This is a genomic window from Bacillus sp. SA1-12 (genome assembly GCF_000981385.1).
GTDB lineage: Bacteria > Bacillota > Bacilli > Bacillales > Bacillaceae > Metabacillus.
The window spans coordinates 24785-49081 of sequence record NZ_LATZ01000024.1; the positions used below are offsets into that span (position 1 = coordinate 24785).

A 24297-nucleotide genomic window follows, 5' to 3' on the forward strand; every position below is an offset into this window, starting at 1 on the left:
AATCACTATCTACTCTATTCTACCTCATTTCTTATAGATTTGTGTTCAAAATAAACTGAGCCAGCTCTATTTTTTAGAAACTGGCTTCATTCATATACTTCTGCCTCTTTCTTTTCTAATACTGATACTCGCAATAACAGAATTCGTTTATCTTCCATTTCTTCAACTTTAAACAAGATATTTTCAAATTCAACTTCAGGTTTTTCGTCTTCATTTGGAATATAACCTAGCTGCCCAATAACAAAGCCGCTTAATGTATCAAAATCCTCTGTTGGAAAGTGGATGTTCAACAAATCTTCAACAACATAAAGATTGGTCATTCCTGGTATAAGATAATTGTTTTCATCTAGTTCTATAATTTCTTCTTCATCGATTCCACGATCATCGTATTCATCAAAGATATTTCCAACAATCTCTTCAATTACGTCTTCAATCGTTACAACCCCATCTGTTCCGCCATATTCGTCAATCGCAATTGCCATATGAATATTATTCATTTGCATTTCCTTAAACAGTTCATCAATCCGTTTTGATTCTAAAACAAAATAGGGTTCCCTAAGTAATTCCTTCACATTAAATGCTTGTTCATGACAATTTTCGATAAACTGGATTAAATCCTTCACGTGTAAAATACCGACAATATGATCTATTTTTTCCTCGTAGACCGGGAATCTTGTGTACTTCTCAACATTTACTAACCGGACGGTTTCAGTTAACGTATAATCAAGAGGAATCCCAACAATGTTTGTTCGATGTGTCATAATATCCGATACTGTTTTGTTATCCAATTCAAATATATTATTAATCATAATTTTTTCGGTTTCTTGAATTGTTCCTCTTTCTTTCCCAACATCGACCATCATACGAATTTCCTCTTCCGTGACTTTTTCATCATCGGCATTTGGATCAACTCCAAATAAACGAACGATGAAATTCGTCGATAAGGTAAGCAATTTGACAAATGGCGCTGATATTTTCGATAAAAGTGTAAGCGGAGTGGCAGCAAATGTTGAGATCGCTTCAGCTTTTTGCAGTGCAAGCCGCTTTGGTACAAGCTCTCCTAAAACTAATGTGAAATAGGAAAGTACGATTGTAATGACAATTACTGAGATTGTCCCAAGCAATTCCTCAGAAATTGGCACACCCCATTCGTACAACAAGTTAGCTAATTGTCCTGCAAAGCTTTCTGCCGCAAATGCACTCGCCAAAAATCCCGCAAGTGTAATCCCGATTTGAATCGTTGCTAAAAAACTGCTCGGTTCAGCCAGAAGGCTATTCAACATTTTTGCCTTCTTATCCCCGCCCTCAGCTAATATCTTGATCTTGTTATCGTTTAATGAAATCAGAGCGATTTCAGAAGCAGCAAAAAATGCATTTACTATTATAAGAATGATTAGAATTACAATTTCCAATGCCAATAAGACCAACCCCCGGTGTTAAAAAAGATCATTTCTTTGCAAATCCCAAGTATAATATTTTATCATGCCCTAAATTGTTGATTTTTTTAAGGAAGATATTTCTGAATGATAAAAACAAATTACTTTAAAACGCAAAAAAACCCGTACCGGGTAAATGAGCAAGAGCTTTTTCTTTAATCTATTGCCTTTTTAATCAAACTGTCTTTAAGCAAATTTAATAAAGAGTAAAAAGATCACTCTTCCTGTCGATTCGTTAGAATTATCATCAGGATAAACAAACAAAAAAACCCTGCTCGGGTCAGTGAGCAAGGGTCTTGTCTTTAGGCATATAGCTTATTGCTATCATCTTTCCTAAAGAAACTTTTCATAGCTTGGAAAACATCTGCTTTTTGCTTGAGGATATAGTAGCGGAAATTCTCATCATTGATATTTTTATATGCGGACATTAATGTTGAATGGCGGTTATACTGATTTACCTCACCATAACCAAATATATTTGATACCTTCATAAGCTCACTTACAAGCTTTACACATCTGGCATTGTCTGATGTTAAATTATCACCGTCTGAGAAATGGAATGGATAAATATTAAACCGTGATGGATTATACTTTTCTTCGATGAGTTCAAGTGCTTTTCGATAGGCGGATGAACAGATGGTTCCACCGCTTTCACCCTTAGAAAAGAAATCTTCTTCAGAAACAACCTTTGCCTCTGTATGATGGGCGATAAATTCGATATCAACTTTTTCGTATTTTGTTCTAAGGAATCTAGTCATCCAGAAGAAAAAGCTTCTTGCCATATATTTTTCCCAGAGACCCATCGAACCGCTCGTATCCATCATGGCAATAACCACTGCTTTTGATTCTGGTTTAACAACTTCATTCCATGTTTTGTACTTTAAGTCCTCGGGAAAAATGGGATGAAATTTTCTGTTACCTGACATGGCATTTCGTTTATACGCAGAAAGCATTGTGCGTTTTTTATCAATATTCCCCATTAAACCTGTACGGCGAATATCATTAAACTCAATATTTTCGATGACAATATTGTCTCGTTCCTTTTGCTTTAAGTTAGGCAGTTCTAACTCTTTAAAGAGTGCAGCTTCCAGCTCGAGTATTGAAACTTCCGCTTCATAATAATCTTCACCGGCTTGATCTCCAGCTCCCTGACCTTTTCCTGGACCTTTGGCATCTGCTTGTGATCCGTCTCTCGCGACCACATCACCAACCTGACTCTCTCCATCTCCTTGGCCAACATGCTTATTTTTATCATAATTATATCGAATCTTATATTCGTCCAATGAACGAATCGGGATTTTCACAACATCCTTCCCATTAGACATTATAATACTTTCTTCTGTAATCAGATCCGGTAGGTTGTTGCGAATAGCCTCTTGTACTTTTTCTTGATGGCGTGTTTGATCATCATGGCCTTTACGATGGAGGGTCCAATCTTCTTGAGAAATAACAAAATTTTGTTCTTCTTTTCCTGACATCTAAACAATTCCCCCTCCAAAAATATTTTTAAAAGTGTCACATAATTTGTTTTATTAGCATACATTAACGTGGATGCATATATTTCATTCACAGACTGACTTGTAATTCTTTGGATTACTCTATCCTATGCGAAAGATTTGATTTATTGACAAATAATTTTGAAAATAAATTTGGAATCATTAAAAATAAGACAAGACCCCAAAGCCTATGAAATAAAGCTTTAATGCATGTTCAAAATAAAATGGACAGGCCATTAAACCTCCGCTTAATTTAACCATAAATCCCCAATTGTTGAGAGAAAAAACAAAGCTGACAATGGTTAATTGCCAGCCAGAATCCACAATCTCTTATCTATTTAACAAGCTGCCAACATAACGAAGCAATTCATTAGCAGAAGTTGAGTTGTACCCATGTTCATCGATGAGACGTGCAACAACCTCGTTGATTTTCTTAAGCTGCTGTTCGTCAGGTGTTTTAGAAGAAGTCGTGATTTTAACAACATCTTTTAGATCAGCAAAGAGCTTTTTCTGGATCGCTTCACGTAAACGCTCGTGAGAATTATAATCAAATCGTTTTCCTTTGCGTGCATATGCCGAGATTCGGATAAGAATTTCCTCGCGGAACGCTTTCTTAGCATTTTCCGAAATCCCGATTTGTTCCTCAATTGAACGCATTAATTTTTCATCAGGATTCATTTCTTCACCAGTTAATGGATCACGAAGCTTGTTTTTGTTGCAGTAAGCTTCAACATTATCCAAATAATTATCCATAAGTGTTTTTGCAGATTCTTCATATGAGTACACAAACGCTTTTTGAACTTCTTTTTTCGCCATATCATCATAAAGCTTGCGTGCAACGGAAATGAAGTTTAAGTATTTCTCACGATCTTCATTCGAGATGGAAGCATGTTGGTCAAGTCCTTCCTTCAGAGCCCGTAAAACATCAAGCGCATTGATGGATGGTACTTCCTTACGAATAATTGTTGAAGAGATCCGGTTAATGACATAACGAGGATCAATTCCTGACATGCCTTCATCATTGTATTCCTTTTGAAGTTCGGCAACATCAACTGAATTAAATCCTTCTACAATTTCCCCATCATACAATCTCATTTTCTTAACAAGATCAATATCGCCCCGCTTCGGCTCCTTCAAACGTGTTAAAATCGTAAACATTGCCGCAACCTTCAACGTATGTGGTGCAATATGAACATCAGAAACATCACTTTCTTTAATCATTTTTTCGTAAATCCGCTCTTCCTCTGACACTTTTAAGTTATATGGAACAGGCATAACAATAATCCGCGAGTGAAGGGCTTCATTCTTTTTATTTGAAATGAACGAACGATACTCTGTTTCATTCGTATGGGCAACAATTAATTCATCTGCCGAGATTAAAGCAAAACGACCAGCCTTGAAATTACCTTCCTGAGTTAAGGAGAGCAAGTGCCATAAAAACTTCTCATCACATTTCAGCATCTCTTGGAACTCCATCATTCCTCGGTTCGCTTTATTTAATTCCCCATCAAAACGATAGGCACGAGGATCAGACTCTGAACCATACTCAGCAATAGTTGAGAAGTCAATGCTTCCTGTTAAGTCTGCAATATCCTGGGATTTAGGATCTGATGGGCTGAATGTACCAATCCCCACACGTTTGTCTTCTGAGAGAAATACTCTCTCAATCCGTACATCTTCAATACGGCCGCCGTATTCTTCCTGAAGTCTCATTACATTTAGTGGCGAGAGATTACCTTCGATACGAATACCATATTCATCATAGAAATCATCTCTTAAATGATGTGGAATCAGGTGAAGAGGATCCTCATGCATCGGGCAGCCTTTAATCGCATATACAGCTCCTCTTTCTGAGAGGGAGTATTTCTCCAACCCTCTTTTCAGCATGGTAACAAGGGTAGATTTACCGCCACTTACAGGACCCATCAATAATAAAATCCGTTTTCTGACATCTAACCGTTTGGCAGCAGGATGGAAATACTCTTCAACCAAACGTTCGAGTGCATTCTCTAGTCCATAAAGCTGGTGATCAAAAAACTTATACGTTCTTTTACCATCAACTTCTTCAATACCAGCATCTTTAATCATATTGTAAACCCTGGAATGAGCTGATTGGGCAACCCAAGGCTTTTCCTTAACTATATCCAAATACTCTACGAAGGTTCCTTCCCACTTTAAGCGTTGCTCATCTTCCCTGTACTTTTCAATTTTCTTTAAAATATCCATAAGGACCTCCTTCATCGTTTGGTCGTAGTTGTAAAAAACTCGTGCAGATTAATACACTTTATGCGAGGATGTCCTCCAACATTCTTATTTGATGGTAAAAAAGCTTTCTAAAACCTGCGACAGAAGGGATAATTTTTACGGAAAAAATTTTGTTACACGTTCACATCACTTTTTGATTAGGTTATAATGAAATTAGCTATAAAAGGGCAGGCTATACATACCCTTACTTGGTACAATGAGTGAACGATTAGTTAGGAGGCACTGCAATGAACACTATTTTAGTTTTAGGCGTTAGTTTAGCATTCTTGGTAGCAATTTTCACTGCAGGATATGAAAGTAAACCAGGCGTAAAAAAATAACCGTGCTGATCGAATGCGAATCAAACAAAGAGGGTCAGACCCCTATAAATACAATATATAGAACTTCCCAACGTTTTAGTCCTATATATTGTATTTGTAAGGATCTGACCCTTTTATTTTGTGGTTATCTCTGGATTTAGTCTAAACCAGGATAGTTTTGTTGTCTTAGCGCTTCATAAATTAAGATCGCAGCTGTATTAGAAAGATTTAATGAACGAACATGCTCTGTCATTGGCAATCGCAGACAACGGTCCATATTTGCCTCAATCAGATCCTTTGGCAGTCCCGTTGTTTCCTTTCCAAACACAAAGAAGTAATCTTTCTCAACATCGCTATAATCAAATGTTGTATGAGGCTGCTTTCCGAATTTTGTTAAGAAGAAAAATTCAGCATCCTTATACCCCTCAAATAATTCATCTAAAGAATCATGATAAATCACATTTACAAATTCCCAATAATCCAATCCGGCACGTTTTAACATTTTATCATCTGTTGAAAACCCTAAGGGCCGAATTAAATGAAGAGTTGTATTTGTTGCCGCACAAGAACGAGCAATATTTCCTGTATTTGCAGGAATCTCTGGTTGATATAATACTACATGTAAAGCCAATTTTTTCACCTCATCTAATTTCTGTGGAAAAGGTCTGAGCGAATACATTAAGCTAGCTTCGCTGTTCCACCTTTGGAAGTTTAAAAGCAAAAGTCTGCTTTAATTACTGTTATACCATATGAAATTATAACATTGTTATTTGGAACTCGTATCATCTATAATGCGAAAAAATGTATATTTTATATTTGGGGTATAAGCGGTTGAATCCTCATAGGCCCAATAACGCATCCGGCTATTATATGTTTGCGCATTCACTAATGGCATATTTTCCTGATCCTTCGCAACAACAAAAGTTGTGTGATCATACCGACCATCCCCCTGAAAATCATAGCATATTACATCACCTGGCATTAATTGCTCAGCTGAATCAACAACCTCTGCTCTTAGCCCAACCTTGGAATGAAGAAAGAAACTCCTCATTGAATTCGCAACTGTCCAGCTGTAACTCCAGTTATTCTGCTGCATCCACCAGCCGGAGGAGCGATTTGGATAACCGCGCATCATTGCACCACCTGCATGAAGACACTGGGAAATAAAATTTGTACAATTCACATCAAAATTTTTATAAGCAGGGTTTGCGCTATTCCACCAACGTTCAGCATATTGGACAGCGGCTAGCCGGTCATACGCAAACGAATCCTTGCTTCGCTGCTCCTCAACAGAAGGTGCTGGTTCATTTCCTTTTTGCTTACAATCAAGTAGCCGGTCGTCGACAAGCTCATCACGATAAAAGCGAGCCCTGCGATGCTCAATTCGTTCTTCAAGAAAAAAATTGTCATACTGTTTATTTAACCATTTATAGTGACATGTATACAAGGTATCCTTTAAATCCTTAGATTGCTCTTCAATCTTCGAAATACTTACCATTGTACTTCCCTTCACTATTTCGGTTTTCCTTTTATCACTTGATAGAAGCCTTCTTTCTAACGCATGTAGTTCTTCATCATTTCGATCGTATTTTATCGGCTTTTTATTAATAAGCATTTGCAGCTTCATTTCATGCAACTCAAAAAGCTTTTGCTTCATGATCTCACCACCATCCTCTATTTACTAAAAGGTATGTAACTGCTGGTGAGAAATTCGTTAAAATCATCACATTTGGAGAGGATAATAAGGAACAGGCAGGTTGCCCTTATCCTTTTTTACCTTTATACTAATGTAGGAATAATACTTGAGGTGAATACATATGTTACAGGAATTTAAAAAGTTTGCACTGAAAGGAAATGTATTAGATTTAGCAATTGCAGTTGTTATCGGGGCTGCATTCGGTAAAATTGTTACTTCTCTCGTAGATGATATCATAATGCCAACCGTTGGGCTTTTAATGGGGGGGATTAATTTTAGCCATCTTTCATTAACAGTAGGGAAGGCTACTATAAAATATGGGGAATTTATTCAGACAATTGTCGACTTTCTCATCATCGCCTTTTCGATCTTTTTAGTTGTTCGTTTCTTTAACCGTTTTAAAAAGAAAGAAGATGAGGTAACTCCGGCCGTTGATAAGAAAGAAGAGCTTTTAGCTGAAATTAGAGATCTTTTAAAAGATACGAAATAGATAAAAGGTGGCTTCCTCACAGGTCAGCCACCTTTTTAATTTCTTTCAACAAAGGCCAAACCTTTCTTTATTTCTTTTTTCACATCTTCGTCATTCTCTTTTTCGTAAGCGATTTGCAATTCTTCAGCGACATCGTTCCCGCCAATTTTCCCAATGGCCCACGCTGCCGTTCCGCGAATAACTGGTCTAGGATCTTCATGCATTAATGTGATGAGCTCAGGAAGAGCAGTTGTGTCTTTAAAATGAGCAAGAGCCAGGATAGCATTGCGCTGCAGCGGTTTTTTCCCTCGCCATGAACCTGAGATATGGCCGAATTTTTCTTTGAACTCCCGGTTGCTCATTGTAAGCAGCGGTTTTAGTTTAGGCTTGGCGATTTCCGGATCCGGCTCCATTTCTTCGTGAAAATGAAAATCCTTTCCCTTATTTACAGGACAGACTGTTTGACAGGTATCGCAGCCATAAATACGATTTCCAATTTTTGTTCGGTATTCACCAGCTAAAAATCCCTTTGTTTGCGTTAAAAACGCGATACATTTTGATGAATCTAACTGGCCGCCTTGAACAAGGGCACCGGTCGGGCAAACATCCAGGCATTTTGTACAGCTGCCGCATTGATCTTCCATCGGTCTATCAGGTGGAAAAGGGAAATTTGTAATCATTTCTCCTAAATAAACATAGGAACCAAATTCAGGCGTGATAATCGAACAGTTTTTACCGCTCCAGCCGATTCCAGCCCGTTCAGCAACAGCCCGGTCTGAAAGCTCACCGGTATCAACCATTGATTTCACTTGGATTTCCGGTACTTTTTCCTTTAAGAAGCTTTCCAGCTTACTTAAGCGATCCCGCAAAATGGTGTGATAATCCTGCCCCCATGAAGCACGGCAAAAAATACCACGCCGATCCTCTCTTGTGCTTTTAGGAGCATTTTTTATTTTTGATGGGTATGCAAGAGCAATTGAAATAATCGAGCTTGCTTTTGGCAACAGCTTGACTGGGGTCACACGTTTCTCAATGTCCGGTTCTTCAAAACCAGATTGAAACCCAAGCTCCTGTTGTGTAATAAGACGCTGTTTCAGCTCTTCAAACATATTTGCACTTGTAAACCCAATTTTATCAATGCCGATTTCTTTACTGTAAGCAATCACTTCTTGTTTAAATTGTTCAATATTCATCGCTTTCCCTCCTTTCTTCTTAGTTCATGCGAACCATACGATTCCTCCCACTTACTATGGTAAAATAATGACACTACCATTGTGGAGGTTAAAATAATGGAAATTCAAATTAGTGATAAAATAAAACAAGTCATACCAGAATTTAAAATTGGGGTTGTTCACTATCACCATATTCAAGTCTCAGACTCTCCGCAAATGCTAAAGGGCAGATTGCGGTTATTTCAAGAATCCCTTTACTTTGATTATGCAGATAAAAAAGTCACCGACATTCCAGCAATAAACGAATGGCGAAAATTGTTTAAATCAGTTGGAACTGATCCAAATCGCTATCGTCCATCTAATGAAGCATTATATCGCCGTGTACAAAAACAACAATTTTTACATACGGTAAACTCAGCAGTGGATATGAATAATTTTCTTTCCTTGCAATATCAAATACCATTAGGAATTTATGATGCTGATAAACTTGAAAGTAATATTTTGATTAAAATTGGAACTGATCAGGATTCATATAGAGCCATAAATGAACGCGAGGTTTCTTTAGCAAAGAAACTTTTGTCTGCTGACAAGCAGGGTCCGTTTGGAAGTCCATATGTCGATTCAAAAAGAACCGCTGTGACCGAAAACACAAGCAATGCGCTTCATCTTATTTATTTGCAGCCATCTCTACAAAAAGATGAAGCTATCCAGCTATTACAAGCATTGTCAAGCATGTTCACACAAATACATGGCGGTGAAGCGGTTTATGAGGTTCTTGAGTAGAAGTAGTTTTTGCATTTTACTTTTTTGGTAGTAATTAATGTACACTGTACTTAGTTTTGGTGTCTAGCTACAGCGCCGAGCAAGGCGCTTCCGCTTTTCTAATTAAAAAACGCAATGCCCCGTTTATCTAAGAAACGAAACACTGCGTTGCACACGATTATTATGTATGGAGCGGGTGAAGGGAATCGAACCCTCATCATCAGCTTGGAAGGCTGAGGTTTTACCACTAAACTACACCCGCAAGGACATGATCTATTATAACAAAAATCCGAAGATGATTCAACAATCTTTTTGAAAAACATGTCAAAGCTTGTCGACGATAGTCGGAAAAGTTACTTAATTAGTATATAATCTGTTCACAAATTTATCAAGAGGTATTTTGAAATTTCTTTTACAAACTGGCGGGGTAAAGGGCAAAAGTCTTATTTCGTTTAAAAGGGTATGCTTTTCCAAGGTTTTTAGCTTAAAATAGAAAGGTAAAATTTTTAAGGAGGCCAATGATTTTGAGGACAGAACCACTTTTTTTTAATCCAATATTTAAAGATCGAATTTGGGGCGGAACACAATTAACTTCCTTTCATTATAATATCCCTTCAGATACTACAGGTGAATGCTGGGCTTTCTCTGCACATCCAAATGGACAAAGCGTAGTAAAAAACGGACAATATGAAGGGGTCTCACTAGGCGAGCTTTGGGACAAACACCGTGAATTGTTCGGCAACATTGAGGGGGATCGCTTCCCGCTATTAACGAAAATACTCGACGCTAACCAGGATTTATCTGTACAAGTACATCCAAATGACGACTATGCAAGGGTTCACGAAAATGGTGAGCTAGGAAAAACAGAATGTTGGTACATAATTGATTGTAAAGATGGCGCGGAAATCATTTATGGCCATCATGCACAAACGAAAGAAGAGTTAGTCAGCATGATTGAAAAAGGAGAATGGGATCAGCTTTTACGGAGAGTAAAAATTAAACCAGGCGATTTCTTTTTCGTACCAAGCGGGACAATCCATGCAATTGGAGCTGGCACAATCATCTTAGAAACACAGCAAAACTCTGATACGACCTATCGTGTTTTTGACTTTAACCGTAAAGACGCAGAAGGAAACCTGCGTGAGCTTCATATTGAGAAAAGCATTGAGGTAACAGAAACACCATCCTCTCATACTGAAGTTACACCAAAAACAGAACAAATTGATGATGCAGCCATCACAACATATGTCGAATGTCCATATTTTACCGTTCAAAAGTGGAGCCTTTCAGGGACAGCGGCATTAACACAGGACAAACCGTTTACTTTAGTTAGTGTCATAGACGGCGAAGGTGAATTAACTCACCAAGGGACAACCTATCCATACAAAAAAGGCGACCATTTCCTATTACCTAATGGATTTGGCGAATTCAGCCTGAAAGGCAATGCTGATTTTATAGCTTCTTATCTATAAAAGAATTAGGGACAGTCCAGCTTGGTTTTTGGTTTTTGGGGACTGTCCCTTTTATTACTTTGACATAACCGTTATCCTATATTCATTTGGCGTCAGCCCGACTATTTTTTTAAATACTTTACTGAAATATTTTTCGTTTTGATAGCCAACTTTAAATGAAATTTCATATACTTTCAAATGCGGATTTTTCAGGAGCTCCTTGGCTTTTTCGATTCGGATTGTTGTGAGATAGTTTGTAATGGTTTCATTGTATTCTGCTTTAAATCTTCTTGAAATATATTCTCGGCTTAAATAAAAGCGGTCGGCGATTTCTTGTAAGGTGATATCGCGCTCATAATTATTTCTGATATACGCTTCAATTTCTTGAATACTATTTTTCTCTTTTTGATATTTAACACGGTATAAAAAATGTATGAGTTCATGGAATTCCTTTCTCTTCGCATCCTTAAACTTCTCATAGGAAAAGGAGCCGTCCTCTCCCCAATAATCCCTGCCATTATATAAGGAAATCTCCTCGTTAATTTGGTATTCTTTTAACCAATTCTTTCTTAATAAATCAAATTGATTTTCCCATACTTGGATTTGCTCAAGGGAGATTATATGCGCGGTTTGAAGGTTCGTAAAGATATTGTTCAGCACCTGATCCATTTGTTCCATTCTCCCGCTCTGCAAAGCCCACATGATTTCCTGCGTATAATCTAAAAGATGGAGCAATGAACTTGAGTGAATCTCTCCATAAGAAACAATTCCCTTTTTCGGAGCAGTCAGCAAATCATGCTTTATCATCGTTTGTTGAGCAGTTTGATAGGATCGATGCAGCTGTTGTGACGAATTGCCTACAGCAAATGTTACCTTCATCTGGCAATAAGTTAAAAAACAGGTTTGTATTTTTTGAAGTAAATCTTTCTTATTTTTCCATAAAACGATGACTATTTCATCTTCCTTATTAACATTTCTAAAACATACCCCGCTGCGATTGGCCCAAACGATTTCATTGCAAATATTTAAAATCGTAAAAAACGCTAAATCCCGATCCCCATCAAAGTTCTTTTTTATGATCGAGTTAATGGAAAACAAGGCGATGGTAAATTGCTCCTTTGTAAAATCAATCCCGAATTCCTTTTGAACCCTTTCCTTCGCATCAGAAGGAATCGTTGGTTTATTTATCATCCCAGTAAATAAATGATCCCAATATAATGGTCTAATTTCATTCATGACCTTTGTGTTTTCTAATGTTGATTCCCTCATCAGGGCTTGCTTCTTCCAGTCCGTAATCGCCCTTTCCAAGGTTTCATTTAATATTTCCGGTTCAATCGGCTTTAAAATATAATCAAAGCTTCCATACGTTATGGCATTTCTCATATAATGAAAATCATCATAGCCGCTAACAACAATTATTTTGCTCGTCATTTGCGATTCATGCAGCCATTTTAAGAGTTCAATTCCATCTAATTTTGGCATATTCATATCGGTAAAGATGATTTCAGGTCGCTTCTCTTTAATCATCGTTTTCGCTTCTTCCCCATCCTTAGCCTCGAAAATTTCACGAATGCCAAAGCGTCTCCATTCACCCAGCAGCTTTATGCCTTCTCTAACATGTGTCTCATCATCAATAATAATTGCTTTCAATTTAGTTAACCTCCCTATCAACTGGAAGTTTAATTGTCACAAAAAGCCCTCCGCTATCAAGATTTTGCAGATGAAATTCAGCTCGCCCATCAAAATATAATTTTAGCCGAAAATAAACATTTCTTAGCCCAATACTTGTTCCTTTGTTATTCACTTTTTGTTTTTCTTGGTTAAAGGATTGATAGATTTCTTGAAGTCGGCCTTCACTTATTCCTTTTCCATTATCACGAACGGCTAAGATAAGTGTATCCTCCTCTACCCTCCCTATGATACATAATTTGCCCTTTGTATCATGGCTGCCGTCAAAGCCATGTTTAAAATAGTTTTCTATAATTGGCTGGAGTATCATCTTAGGCACCTTTATTGCAAAGGCTTCTTGTTCGACCTGTAAGGTATACTCAAACTGATCCCCAAACCTTTCCTTTTGCAATAATAAAAATGCCTTTATATAATCGATCTCTTTTGTTAAAGGAACCAAATCCTCATCCATATTCATGCCGTACCTCATGATTTTAGAAAGATGTGTAACAAGTGTGTACACCTGAGGTACATTGTTCTTTAAGGCCAATGTGCCGATTGATTGCAAAGAATTATATAAAAAATGGGGATTTAGCTGTGACTGTAATGCCTTTAATTGATTTGTCTTATTTTCAATTTCAAGTTTATATTCCCGATTAATGAGATGATTAATTTTGCCGACCATTTGAATGAATCTTTCACCTAACACGCCGATTTCATCATTACCAAGTGAGGCAAAGTGAACATTCATATTGCCCTCTTCAACCTTTTTAATGTTTTGAAGCAATACACGTATCGGAGAAGTTATTTTAAAGGAAACAAATAATGTCGCCAGAATGACAAGAATTAGCCCAATGATCCCGAACATGATATTGATTTTGGCAACACTCAGGGCGCTTTCGAACACAGACGTATACGGAATCCGCTTGACCATAATCCAGCCCCCTGTTGATTCAGAAACCCTTTCATAAATCATCAAGCCCCGAAATGAATCCTTTTGCCATTCCATTGTTCCACTTGGCTCCGGCCTATTGATTAACTGTGTAATCCATTTTTCATTTTCCGATACTTCCGAATTAGACCGAAAAATTAGCTCTCCTTCCTGACTTAAAATATAAAATTCCTCTTTGTCTTTTACATATAATTTCTCACTAATTTCCGAAATTTTATTTGGAGCGATATCCAATGAAATATAGCCAAGCAAATGGTTTGAAGGAACATCGATTAACGCACGGTGCAAGGTAAATACATCCCGTTGGCTTCTTTGATCTTTGTCAGCACGATCAGCTTGCAAAATATTCATAGGTTCTATATAAATATAATTCTGATTAGTTCTTGCCTTTTGAAAATTTTCTCTATCCCCTTCTTTTAATGAAGAAAACACGACACCAGATCGTTTCGAAACAGATACATTTTGGTTATCTTCCTCAATTGCTATATTCACTCGATTGATATTTTTTTCTGCATACAGGATGGTTAGCATCACATTTTTGACACTTTCCTTTGCCAGGTAATCATCCTCTTGACCGGGATTTCTCAGGTAATCCATAAAATCCACATTATTATAAAATGATATCGTTAAATTTTTTAATTCCTCAATATAAGCTTCTAAATTTAATTTTCCTTGATAGAGAAGGTTGACATTTTCCTTGATAAACTCGTCCTTTAATGACTCTTTCGTATATAAATAGGTGATGACAATTGAGGTTCCAAATGGAACGATTGTAATGAGTAAGAGAAGTACAATCAGCTTTTTTCGTATGCTCGTTTTTACCATGAAGAACCTCCTTATCTGTAAAAATGACTCATTATCTTTATTATAGCTAAAAAGCATGCCCGAAATAGACATGCTCTCCATCATTCCATTTATTTCATATTTTCCCAAGTTGCTTGGAATTTTTCTAAAGCTGTTTCATAATCGATTTTACCAGCAGCATATTCTTGAATCGTTGCTGCAAACTCTTTGTTTGCACCATCAGGCCATCTGAACCAAGTCCAAGGAATTGTTTTTTCCGCTTTTGAATATTCAAGGATGGATTGACCTAAATCACCTAATCCTGATGCTTCAATATTATCAAACGCTGGGATAAAGGCAAATTCTTCTGTGATATAGCTTTTCCCTGTTTCAGAAGAAACCATCCAATTTAAGAACGTTTTCGCTTCTTCTAGGTGTTCTGAGTTTTTATTAACAACCCAGTTATTAGGTACACCTACAGGTAAAACATCTGCATCCGCATCGTCATTAAGCGGAATCGGTAAGAATCCCATGTTCATTTCAGGATTGATTTCATAAATCATATTTTCTGTCCAGTTACCCTGTTGCAGCATTGCTGTTTCACCAGATGCAAATAGGGTTACTTGTGTATTATAATCAGTTGTTAATGGATTTCCGTTTGCATATTTAACTTCCATATCAATGATATCTTTGAATTGCTTAAATGGTTCATTTCCAACAAATGATGCTTTACCATCATATAATCCTTCAATAAATGCTGATGGATCATCTTGCTGTGCAAATGGGATATTTAATAAATGCTGTCCAATAACCCACCATTCGCCATATCCTGCTGAGAATGCTTTAATTCCTGCAGCGTCAAGCTTTTTCACAGCATCTTTTAAATCAGAAAGAGTTTTAGGTGTTTCAGTGATTCCTGCCTTTTTAAATAAATCTTTGTTATAAACAAAGCCATATCCTTCAAGATTAACTGGCATTCCATATAACTTGCCATCTTCATCTGTCATTGGAACTTTACCAATTGGGAGTACATGCTCAGCCCATGGCTCATTTGATAAATCAGCTAAATGCTCTTTCCAAAGATCAAGCTCTTTAAATCCGCCATTGTTAAAAATGTCAGGCTCTTCACCCGAGGCAAATTTAGCCTTTAACGCTGCACCATAATCTGCTCCACCGCCGACACTTTCAAGCTTTACTTTAATGTTTGGATGTTCTTTTTCAAATTCATCGATCATTGCTTGAAGCTGATCTGCAATTTCTACTTTAAACTGGAATAAGTTTAGCGTTACAACTTCCCCATCACCAGAACTGGAACCAGAATCTGCATTTCCGCTTGTGTTTTCCTGTGTTTTATTTGATGCACATCCTGCCATAACCCCTAATATTAACAGCATTGACATACATAATAGCAAGAACTTCTTCATTACGTATTGACCTCCTTAGTCTCTATGCTTCTTTTCTATTTTTATATAAAGGGGAACGCCTCTTTCGTTTTGAGACAGTCCCATTTTACATCCTTCTTGATGACCCCTATTTAATCGAACCTGCTGCAATCCCTTTAATAATGTGCTTTTGTAAGAACAGGAAGAAGACAATGATTGGCGCAATCCCCAGCACCAATGCTGCCAAGCCCATATCCCATTGTTTCGTATATTGGGCAAAGAACGAGCTCGTTGCTAACGGAATTGTTCTTAAACCTGCATCCTGCAGCACAAGCAGCGGAAGTAAATAGTCATTCCAAATCCATAGCGTATTTAAAATAACGACGGTAACAGTAATCGGTTTCAATAGCGGGAAGACAATTCTCCAAAATACCCCAAACTGGCTGCAGCCGTCAACTCTAGCAGACTCTTCAATTTCCTGTGGGATAGTTTTTATAAACCCGTGGAATAAGAAGAGTGATAAGGAAACGCCAAATCCAAAGTACATGATGATAATTCCTGGTATACTGTTCATTATTCCAAGCATTCCGCCAAGCTTCATGAGTGGAATCATAACTGTTTGGAATGGAATAACCATTGCTGATACGAAAAGGATAAATAAGAATTTGCTCGTTTTTCCGGGTGTTCGTACCATCTTCCAAGCGGCCATAGAACTAATCACAACAATTCCTACAATACTAAAAACGGTTATGATCAAAGAATTAAGGAACGCATCTTGGAAGCTAATAATCTCCCAAACCTTGGCATAATTACTAAACAAGATTTCTTTTGGCAAAGCTGCCGCATCAATTAAAATTTCCGAAAACCCTTTTACTGAATTGATGATCACAAAGTAAAACGGTACCAGGAAAATTAAAGCAAGAATGATGGCAAAAATCTCAAGGAGGAAGGTGCCAGCCGAATATTTCTTTTTCATTATGCTTCAACCTCCTTCTTCTTCGTAAACATAACTTGGCATGTAGTAAATACCGCTACAATGATAAAGAATAGAATTGATTTTGCTGTACCTAATCCATATCGATTGTTCATAAATGCCTCTTGATAAATATTAATCGCTACTGATTCTGTTGAATTAAATGGCCCGCCACCTGTTAAAGAAAGGTTCAGGTCAAATATTTTAAATGCCATTGAAATCGTTAAGAAGAAACAAATTGTAAATGCCGGTAAAATTAACGGAATAATGATTTTTGTTAAAACAGACCAGTTTGATGCTCCATCCATTTTTGCCGCTTCAAGCAACGAGGTGTCTACACCCTGAAGGGCAGCAATATAAATGACCATCATATAACCGCTTGTTTGCCAAGCAAACACAATCACAATTCCCCAAAATGCAGTTGCCTCATCCCCTAACCATGGCAACTTAAAGAATCCAATGTCGGTTAAATTTCCTATTGATGCAAAGCCTTTTACATAAATGAACTGCCAAATAAATCCTAGTAAAAGTCCGCCGATTACATTTGGAATAAAAAAGACTGTCCGTAAAATATTTTTCGTTTTTAACGCTGCATTTAACAATAACGCTAGCCCGAAACCAATCACATTACTTATAGCAACTGCTGCCAGCATAAACTTTGTCGTAAATAAAAACGAGTTGAAGAACTTAGGATCATCGGTAAAGATCGCCGTATAGTTTTCTAAGCCAACCCACTCAACGACCGAGCTGACACCATTCCATGAGGTAAACGAGTAATAAACCCCCATAAAAAATGGAATAATTTGAACTAAAATAAAAAATAAAAGTGCTGGTCCTACGAAAGCTGCATAAGACAAAATCTTATTTAGCTTTACCTTTCGTTTTGCTTGCATTTCTACATTTACATAACGTTCCTTTGTACCTAGTTCATTCGCATTTAATTTTGTACTCACTTCATTGACACCACCCAACAGCTAATTTGCAAGCGCTTTCCTAGATCTAATTATATGGCCCATCAGCAAATGTTTGGATCAACTATATTGACTAAAAAGGTGCACAATTTTGACCTTTGACTTTCCCTTAAACAAACAAGCAATGGAATTCAGTTATAGATTCAAGAATCGATATGCGGATTCTCGGAATTATGTTGGGTAAAACAAAAAACGCCTCTACTAAATGTAGAGGGTTCCATTAAATGACACTTTTCATCCATTTATCGAGAGCGTTGTCCTTTAGAACTGCTCTATTGGACATTTTCTTTCCGTTCATCGAAGGATTTGTCCTTTAGAACTGCTCTATTGGACACTTTTCATCCATTCATCCAGAGCGTTGTCCTTTAGAACCGCTCTATTGGACATTTTCTTTCCGTTCATCGAAGGATTTGTCCTTTAGAACTGCTCTATTGGACACTTTTCATCCATTCATCCAGAGCGTTGTCCTTTAGAACCGCTCTATTGGACATTTTCTTTCATTGCATCGAAGGGTTGTCTTTTTGAACACATACCAAATACATTTTCCCCATTATTTAGCAAATACTTATCTATCGATAATTTCCCATGATTGTATGCTATTTTTGAGAAACTCTTCACTTTGACGTGCTTTTCAACCTAATCAAAATGACAATTAATATGTGTGGCTGGTTATGAAGTTAATAACAACACCTTTAACGTAATGCAAGGAGTTTCTTATTCTATCAATCTAGTAATATCGAACAAAAATAATAATAGCCAGCAGTAAACAAAGTGTTGAAGGAATAGCCATTTTAAAAGCTTGGTGTACTCTGAAGATATGAGTATAGATTGCTCCCAGCATTAACACAATGATAATACTACATCCAATCAGCGTGTAATATCGATTCCAAAAACCAAGTGCTAATGCAAGAGAAGCTATGATCTCCATTATGCCCGTCACCGTCATAAACCACATTGGATATTGGTAAAGATTCCAATGCTCAATCTGAAATGTTGGTTTAATGATTTTGATTACTCCACCCAGCCCTATAAACACCGTTAATATAAGTTGAAGGATTTTTATTGCCATATTCCTTTTCACTCCTTGATCAAATTATACTGAGCCAGATTCCATCATGCCGCTCATCACCAACTTCACAACCTCTTCCGCTAATTTTATTGGATTACTCTTATTTTTTAATAAACACTGAAAAATCAATTGTTCAATCATCCCAAGAATGCAGACAGCTGCAATTTCCATCGACAATTCTGAACGAAATGTTCCTGAACGCTGCTCAAAGCGTAAGTTGTCAGCAACTAGTTTTATTAGCTTTTCTTTAAATATCTCTGAATCAGGGGCGAGAACTAGACCAATTCGTGTTAAATTAGGATCCTCAGCAAAAAATTCAAATAGTTTTTCTATGGAGGCAGTCATTTGCTTAATAAGTTCATCTTTTTCCATTAGCGGAGATAACCGCTGGGCTTCAATTAATTGGCATAGCTTCGTCCTAAATTCATTGACAAGTTCATTAAAAATGGCATCTTTACTAGAAAAATAGAGATAAAACGCAGGCTGTGTTAAGCTTGCCCGCTTCACAATGTTACTTATCTTTGTCTGATGAAATCCATGTTTGGCAAACTCATAAGCTGCTGCAGCTTTAATCCTTGCTTTACTCTCTTTCCCTTTTAATCCTTTTTCTTTGGACATACGAGCTCCTGCTTTCATAGTACTTACTAATAACGTTACTCATGAGTAACAAAATTTATTTTTATCATACTGGTAAATAAATACAACGTCAATGTTTTTTCCAAAACTTAACATTGTAAAAATACTTGTGGATATAAAAAAAGACCCAGCTATTCGCTAGATCATCGAATAATATTACTATTTATGCTTTTGATTGATCTCCAGCACTAAGTTGTGCTTGTTTTACCTTTTCCAAACTATCCCATATCCCTAAAATATACATAATGCCTAAAGCTCGATCATAGAGTCCGTAACCAGGTCTGGCTTGTTCACCCCAGATCATCCGGCCGTGATCGGGACGAATATAGCCAGTAAATCCGGTATCATGTAATGCTTTTAAAATCTCATAAAGGTCCAGTGAACCGTCACAGCTGCGATGAGAGCTTTCAAAAAAATCGCCATTTTCATAGATTTTTACATTGCGAACATGTGCAAATGGAATCCGTCCCATTGCTGAAAAGTGCCTCATGATTGAAGGAATGTCATTCTCTGGGTTGGCGCCAAGCGACCCTGAACATAAGGTTAACCCATTGTATGGACTATCTACTAATTTGACAATCCGTTCTAGGTTATCCCTGCATGTGACAATTCTCGGCAAGCCAAAAATAGACCATGGCGGATCATCTGGATGGATTGCCATTTTAACGTCATATTCCTCTGCAACTGGTATAATTCTTTCTAGGAAGTATCGCAGATTCTCAAATAAATCGTCCTCGGTTACATCTTTATAGAGCTCAAATGCCCGCTTAATATTTTTAATTCGCTCTGGCTCCCATCCCGGCATTGAAAAGCCTTTTGAGGAGTTTTCGATTTCCTTTATAATAACCTCAGGGTCAACCCCCTCCACCTTTGCTTTTTCATATGCGAGAACAGTAGATCCATCAGGTAACTCCTTGGCAAGCTCAGATCTTGTCCAGTCAAATACAGGCATAAAGTTATAACATATAACCTTGATACCAGCTTGTCCCAAATTTCGGATTGTTTCCTGATAATTTTTTATGTAATGGTCACGAGTAGGCAGGCCCAGCTTGATATCCTCATGGATATTAACACTTTCTATTACTTCCAAATTCAATCCTTTGTCTTCAATTTCTTTCTTTAAAGCAAGTATTTGATCAAGCGGCCAGATTTCCCCTGCAGGAATATCATGCAGACCACCAACAATCCCATCCATTCCTGGGATTTGCCTAATTTGATCAAGCATAACAGTATCATCATGTTTGCCAAACCATCGAAATGTGATTTTCACCTTAAAAGCCTCCCTTGCTTTTGATCATAGTTAGTCAGTAATGTTGAAAAGTAATTGTTGAAAAATTTTTACTAAAGACTGTGGTTCTTTAAATAAGGGGTTTTAAATTTGTCTGTTGCTTTCTGTTACAGGCGTACGCCTTCCGCTCCAATCATCAGGCAGCTAACAACAGAGAAGTGTTTGTTAACATAAGGAACCTTGCCTTCAAGTAGAATAAGGTTAATATTACTTCCTTGTGATATTCACCAACAAAGCTTGCAAAAACTGTCTTTTAAATTCAAGTGAGTGTGAACCATTTATTTTGATCATAAAAATTGAATAGGATTCTTTTCGGAAATAAAGTGAACAGGAATACTTGGGAATAAGGACTTCATTCCTTCTGCAAGATGCTTCATTCCTGGTTCCTCACTGGCGGCATGTCCAATAAGAATGGCTGCCTTCTTTCTGTTTTGTTCATGCGCATCTCGAATGTATTCAGGAGTTTCCCACTCAGGACCTTCACCATAAAGAATCAAATCAAGATTTTCTTGTTGGATTAATGGAATGGTCAGGTCCCCTCCGCCTCTGTATCCTGCTAACAATCCAATCCGAGTGCATCTTAATGACAAATCACCAATTACACGGACAAACGAAATTCCCAGCTTTTCTTTTATATACTCTGCAATTTCCTTAACGGTCATTGAAGGAATTGTCAGGATAGCAGATGTTGGATGATGCTTTTCGATCGATGCATTCCAATCTAATTCCTGAATGAGTCCCTCCATAATGCCATCAGGCTGATACTTATGAACGTAATCGTGAAACCGGTAAATCGCAACACCCGATTGCTCAATAAACCTTCTTTTTTCCATGTATACCGGATCCTCTTTCAAATGCTCTCCATTCTCTTGATGACTGTAAAAGATCCCTTCATGGCTAATAATTAAATTTGCTCCTAAATCTATTGCATGCTGAAGAACATCGTGTGATGCTACGAATGTAACGATTATTCCTTTCACTTCTGTGGAAGGATCCCCAAATAAAAGCTTATCAACGGTTGTTTCAAGCTTGTTAACAGGTTCCATTAATTTATCCAGCACATCTTGAATTTTGATGGTCATATTGATCAACTCCCTAACAGATGCACTTCTCTTTGCTAATTTTCAGAAGTTTTCTTTAAAAAGTTCATTTCTATATCCCCAAGCATTTCTTTCATATTGAGCATCATAAGGAATGCAATGATACTCGCTGTGAAGACAATGAAAAAATCTGTTGTCATAACGGTTAGAAAACCGACAATAAATAGAATCAACAAATTCCCAAACGTATTCTTAAATTTCATAAAGCTATAATAAACGGATAGCTTCCAAACATCCCTGACCCTGAATTTATAACGAGAATTAATGATAAGAACGTTTAAGCAAAGCGTCGTCCAAACGATCGTAAGGATGAAGATAACAATGGATAAGATTTGACTTGTTTCAGATGCTGACTGGCGGAGATATTGTAAATCTACTAATAAGATGAAGTAGACAATGAGTATTGGCAGCCACACAGAAAAAGTATCTTTGATGTTTTTTCTATAACCATAGAAAAAATCTCGTGTCGGTGATAACTCTTTTGTTCTTACTAGCTTTTCCATCGAATAACATAGCGCTGCTATCGCCGGTCCTGTTGGGAGTAACGCTAAAAAGTAAACGATAATATTAGAGAAAGAGGGTTTTAATGTCATAAAGAAAAAGATAAACAGACTATTCGTTAAGATGAAATAAATATTGGTTATTAGCAGCCAATATATATAGTTTGTTGCGATAAATAAGATCCCTTGACCAAATTCCTTTTTTTCTTCCATGATCATTCACCCTCTTTTTCTTAACTAGTAAAATCAGGCTGCCCCTTCCTTCTTGAAGGGACAACCTAACTTGTTTTACTATTTAGACTTTTTATACTCTTGGTACGTTTTATTCGCAACATCTAAATATTGCTGTAACCCTTGACCTTCTAATTCTTTAACAAATGCGTCAAATTCACTTAAATCACGCTCACCTAAGATGAACTTCAGTGTGTTTTGATCTGTATAATCTTTAAGCGGTGTGCTTAATAATGTAACCTGTTCTCTATCTTCTACTGTATATGGAATTGGAGGCTCTGCCGGAATCGTTGTTTTTGTTTTTGCCATATCTTCTTGGAATTTGATTTCTTCCTCACTAAACATTGAGTGTAAGAGCTCTGTTGTTCCGCCATATGCAAATACACCGCCAGAGAATCCGTAGTCAACACGTAAATCCTTCGTACCAGCCGGATTTAAACCATTATAATTGACGTCGTCTACTAATTTTCTTACACCGTCAGTTTTCATGTAGGTTGTTCCTTCAACACCCCATTTTGCAAACTCTTGGCCTTCATCACTATAATACAGCCAGTCAATAAATTGCAGAATCGCTTCGAAGTTCTCGCTTTCTTTTGCCTTTGCAGAGATCATAACGCCATTTTCTAATCTAGAACCTGACATAAGCTGACCTGCAGGGCCGCCTGGGACCGTAATTTTTGCAATCGAGTAATTTCCTTTACCTAAGTTTTTATCCATGTCCGCTCTGTGTAAAACAACTGTTTGTGAATTACCGTTAATAATAAAGGATTTACCAGTAACAAATTTTTGAATCGCTTGATCATCTTCTTGTGTGAAGCTTTCTTTATCTAATAATCCCTCTGAAACTAACTTATTAAAATAAGTTAACATTTCTTTATATTCGTTCGTCGTAGGTGCATAGACAAATTCATCTTTTGATTCATCATATTTTAAACCATTTCCAAAACCCCAGCCAGCTTTTGTACCAAATCCTGTAGCAGCAATATTCAGTGTACTAAGGAAAGTGAATCGATCGGAGAACGGTGTAACATCCGGGTACAATTCTTTTAACTTTTTCATCGCTGCATATAATTCATCCCACGTTTTTGGAATCGCAATATTATGCTTTTCAAAAATATCTGCACGGACAATCAGGGTATAATCTGGCCAAACCTCTTCATGTAAACCTGGAAGCAAATAGAATTTGCCATCATTTTGACGTAAGCCTTCTAACTCATCTTCCAGCTTCCATTTTTCCACTTTATCTTTAAAATGCGGCATCTTATCAATATAATCACTGATTGGCAAAATAGCTCCGGAAGATACAAATGCTGACTCTTCCCCAGGATATGTTTTAGGGATAATTAACGGAGCGTCACCTGAACTAATTAACAAACTTCTTTTTTGTGAATAGTCACTCAGCGGGACAATCGTAGGTTTCAGTGTAACATTTGTGGTTTCCTTGATTTTATCCCATAACAACCAATCTTTTTTATATGGATAAGTTGGCTGATCCATGTACAGAATTGGTAATTCAAATTCTTCCCCAGCTTTAAAGGTATCTCCAACTCCATATTCTTTCATTGCACTTTTGGATGGTTTGATTTCGGTGCTTTCACTTCCAGTTTCGTTACTGGAACAACCTGCAATAACCATCACAAATACAACTAGTAAAGTAAAAACAGACATCAACCTTTTAGAAGCATGTTTCATTTCTCT

20 protein-coding genes and 1 tRNA gene are annotated in these 24297 nt (G+C 37.2%); 3 read left to right on the plus strand and 18 right to left on the minus strand.

Annotation, left to right across the window (positions count from 1 at the left end; all coding sequences use genetic code 11):
* Nucleotides 1-86: 86 nt before the first annotated feature.
* The 5 genes from WQ54_RS14135 to WQ54_RS14155 all read right to left on the minus strand — a co-directional run bounded on the left by WQ54_RS14135 (nucleotide 87) and on the right by WQ54_RS14155 (nucleotide 7153).
* On the minus strand, nucleotides 87-1418 hold the full coding sequence (locus tag WQ54_RS14135; protein WP_046517569.1) for a hemolysin family protein: 1332 nt from the start codon (nucleotides 1416-1418) through the stop codon (nucleotides 87-89).
* Between the two features lie 320 nt (nucleotides 1419-1738).
* Complete coding sequence (yhbH, locus tag WQ54_RS14140) at nucleotides 1739-2914, minus strand: sporulation protein YhbH (protein ID WP_046517570.1); 1176 nt, start codon at nucleotides 2912-2914, stop codon at nucleotides 1739-1741.
* Between the two features lie 348 nt (nucleotides 2915-3262).
* On the minus strand, nucleotides 3263-5158 hold the full coding sequence (locus tag WQ54_RS14145) for a PrkA family serine protein kinase (protein WP_046517572.1): 1896 nt from the start codon (nucleotides 5156-5158) through the stop codon (nucleotides 3263-3265).
* 495 nt (nucleotides 5159-5653) lie between these two features.
* Nucleotides 5654-6136: a tRNA (uridine(34)/cytosine(34)/5-carboxymethylaminomethyluridine(34)-2'-O)-methyltransferase TrmL gene (gene trmL / locus WQ54_RS14150; protein ID WP_156177951.1), complete on the minus strand. Its 483-nt coding sequence runs from the start codon at nucleotides 6134-6136 to the stop codon at nucleotides 5654-5656.
* A gap of 126 nt (nucleotides 6137-6262) precedes the next feature.
* Nucleotides 6263-7153: an amidase domain-containing protein gene (locus tag WQ54_RS14155; protein ID WP_046517573.1), complete on the minus strand. Its 891-nt coding sequence runs from the start codon at nucleotides 7151-7153 to the stop codon at nucleotides 6263-6265.
* Nucleotides 7154-7313: 160 nt separating this feature from the next.
* On the opposite strand from WQ54_RS14155, the gene mscL reads away from it, so the two are divergent.
* On the plus strand, nucleotides 7314-7682 hold the full coding sequence (gene mscL / locus WQ54_RS14160) for a large conductance mechanosensitive channel protein MscL (RefSeq protein ID WP_046517575.1): 369 nt from the start codon (nucleotides 7314-7316) through the stop codon (nucleotides 7680-7682).
* Nucleotides 7683-7717: 35 nt separating this feature from the next.
* Here mscL and queG read toward each other — a convergent pair whose 3' ends face one another.
* A complete protein-coding gene (gene queG / locus WQ54_RS14165; protein WP_046517577.1) occupies nucleotides 7718-8854 on the minus strand; it encodes a tRNA epoxyqueuosine(34) reductase QueG in 1137 nt (378 codons plus the stop codon).
* Between the two features lie 96 nt (nucleotides 8855-8950).
* Between queG and WQ54_RS14170 the strand changes: the two genes are divergently transcribed.
* On the plus strand, nucleotides 8951-9616 hold the full coding sequence (locus tag WQ54_RS14170) for a B3/4 domain-containing protein (RefSeq protein ID WP_046517578.1): 666 nt from the start codon (nucleotides 8951-8953) through the stop codon (nucleotides 9614-9616).
* A 167-nt stretch (nucleotides 9617-9783) separates the two neighbouring features.
* Here WQ54_RS14170 and WQ54_RS14175 read toward each other — a convergent pair.
* Nucleotides 9784-9857: transfer RNA gene (locus WQ54_RS14175), tRNA-Gly, on the minus strand.
* A gap of 256 nt (nucleotides 9858-10113) precedes the next feature.
* Between WQ54_RS14175 and manA the strand changes: the two genes are divergently transcribed.
* Nucleotides 10114-11067 carry a mannose-6-phosphate isomerase, class I gene (gene manA, locus WQ54_RS14180; protein WP_046517580.1) on the plus strand — a complete coding sequence of 318 codons (954 nt, stop codon included), beginning with the start codon at nucleotides 10114-10116 and terminating at the stop codon, nucleotides 11065-11067.
* Between the two features lie 54 nt (nucleotides 11068-11121).
* Here the strand turns inward: manA and WQ54_RS14185 are convergent, their stop codons facing one another.
* From WQ54_RS14185 to WQ54_RS14235, 11 genes are all read right to left on the minus strand, one after another.
* Nucleotides 11122-12696: a response regulator gene (locus WQ54_RS14185; RefSeq protein WP_046517582.1), complete on the minus strand. Its 1575-nt coding sequence runs from the start codon at nucleotides 12694-12696 to the stop codon at nucleotides 11122-11124.
* Nucleotide 12697: 1 nt separating this feature from the next.
* On the minus strand, nucleotides 12698-14491 hold the full coding sequence (locus tag WQ54_RS14190; protein WP_046517583.1) for a sensor histidine kinase: 1794 nt from the start codon (nucleotides 14489-14491) through the stop codon (nucleotides 12698-12700).
* 89 nt (nucleotides 14492-14580) lie between these two features.
* The gene (locus WQ54_RS14195; RefSeq protein WP_046517585.1) at nucleotides 14581-15873 is read right to left on the minus strand and encodes an ABC transporter substrate-binding protein; all 1293 of its coding nucleotides are present in this window, start codon (nucleotides 15871-15873) and stop codon (nucleotides 14581-14583) included.
* 106 nt (nucleotides 15874-15979) lie between these two features.
* Nucleotides 15980-16807 carry a carbohydrate ABC transporter permease gene (locus WQ54_RS14200; RefSeq protein ID WP_046517586.1) on the minus strand — a complete coding sequence of 276 codons (828 nt, stop codon included), beginning with the start codon at nucleotides 16805-16807 and terminating at the stop codon, nucleotides 15980-15982.
* Complete coding sequence (locus WQ54_RS14205; protein ID WP_046517634.1) at nucleotides 16807-17697, minus strand: carbohydrate ABC transporter permease; 891 nt, start codon at nucleotides 17695-17697, stop codon at nucleotides 16807-16809. Before WQ54_RS14205 ends, WQ54_RS14200 begins: the two co-directional genes overlap by 1 nt.
* 805 nt (nucleotides 17698-18502) lie before the next feature.
* Nucleotides 18503-18844, minus strand: coding sequence for a DoxX family protein (locus tag WQ54_RS14210; RefSeq protein ID WP_046517587.1), 342 nt, complete (start codon nucleotides 18842-18844; stop codon nucleotides 18503-18505).
* 24 nt (nucleotides 18845-18868) lie between these two features.
* On the minus strand, nucleotides 18869-19462 hold the full coding sequence (locus tag WQ54_RS14215; RefSeq protein WP_046517589.1) for a TetR/AcrR family transcriptional regulator: 594 nt from the start codon (nucleotides 19460-19462) through the stop codon (nucleotides 18869-18871).
* 181 nt (nucleotides 19463-19643) lie between these two features.
* Nucleotides 19644-20750: a mannonate dehydratase gene (uxuA, locus tag WQ54_RS14220; protein WP_046517591.1), complete on the minus strand. Its 1107-nt coding sequence runs from the start codon at nucleotides 20748-20750 to the stop codon at nucleotides 19644-19646.
* A 305-nt stretch (nucleotides 20751-21055) separates the two neighbouring features.
* Entirely contained in the window at nucleotides 21056-21850 is a 795-nt protein-coding gene (locus WQ54_RS14225) for a Nif3-like dinuclear metal center hexameric protein (protein WP_046517593.1), read from the minus strand.
* 35 nt (nucleotides 21851-21885) lie between these two features.
* Nucleotides 21886-22581, minus strand: a complete 696-nt coding sequence (locus WQ54_RS14230; protein WP_046517594.1) for a YesL family protein — start codon at nucleotides 22579-22581, stop codon at nucleotides 21886-21888.
* A 78-nt stretch (nucleotides 22582-22659) separates the two neighbouring features.
* Entirely contained in the window at nucleotides 22660-24291 is a 1632-nt protein-coding gene (locus WQ54_RS14235; RefSeq protein WP_046517596.1) for an extracellular solute-binding protein, read from the minus strand.
* Between the last annotated feature and the right edge of the window lie 6 nt (nucleotides 24292-24297).

Coding starts and splice junctions, on each gene's coding strand:
- WQ54_RS14230 (WP_046517594.1), bottom strand. CDS start 22,581: ATGGAAGAAAAAAAGGAATTTGGTCAAGGGATCTTATTTATCGCAACA.
- mscL (WP_046517575.1), top strand. CDS start 7,314: ATGTTACAGGAATTTAAAAAGTTTGCACTGAAAGGAAATGTATTAGAT.
- WQ54_RS14170 (WP_046517578.1), top strand. CDS start 8,951: ATGGAAATTCAAATTAGTGATAAAATAAAACAAGTCATACCAGAATTT.
- WQ54_RS14145 (WP_046517572.1), bottom strand. CDS start 5,158: ATGGATATTTTAAAGAAAATTGAAAAGTACAGGGAAGATGAGCAACGC.
- WQ54_RS14195 (WP_046517585.1), bottom strand. CDS start 15,873: ATGAAGAAGTTCTTGCTATTATGTATGTCAATGCTGTTAATATTAGGG.
- yhbH (WP_046517570.1), bottom strand. CDS start 2,914: ATGTCAGGAAAAGAAGAACAAAATTTTGTTATTTCTCAAGAAGATTGG.
- manA (WP_046517580.1), top strand. CDS start 10,114: ATGATTTTGAGGACAGAACCACTTTTTTTTAATCCAATATTTAAAGAT.
- WQ54_RS14215 (WP_046517589.1), bottom strand. CDS start 19,462: ATGTCCAAAGAAAAAGGATTAAAAGGGAAAGAGAGTAAAGCAAGGATT.
- WQ54_RS14205 (WP_046517634.1), bottom strand. CDS start 17,697: ATGCAAGCAAAACGAAAGGTAAAGCTAAATAAGATTTTGTCTTATGCA.
- WQ54_RS14155 (WP_046517573.1), bottom strand. CDS start 7,153: ATGAAGCAAAAGCTTTTTGAGTTGCATGAAATGAAGCTGCAAATGCTT.
- WQ54_RS14200 (WP_046517586.1), bottom strand. CDS start 16,807: ATGAAAAAGAAATATTCGGCTGGCACCTTCCTCCTTGAGATTTTTGCC.
- WQ54_RS14225 (WP_046517593.1), bottom strand. CDS start 21,850: ATGACCATCAAAATTCAAGATGTGCTGGATAAATTAATGGAACCTGTT.
- queG (WP_046517577.1), bottom strand. CDS start 8,854: ATGAATATTGAACAATTTAAACAAGAAGTGATTGCTTACAGTAAAGAA.
- WQ54_RS14210 (WP_046517587.1), bottom strand. CDS start 18,844: ATGGCAATAAAAATCCTTCAACTTATATTAACGGTGTTTATAGGGCTG.
- WQ54_RS14235 (WP_046517596.1), bottom strand. CDS start 24,291: ATGAAACATGCTTCTAAAAGGTTGATGTCTGTTTTTACTTTACTAGTT.
- WQ54_RS14190 (WP_046517583.1), bottom strand. CDS start 14,491: ATGGTAAAAACGAGCATACGAAAAAAGCTGATTGTACTTCTCTTACTC.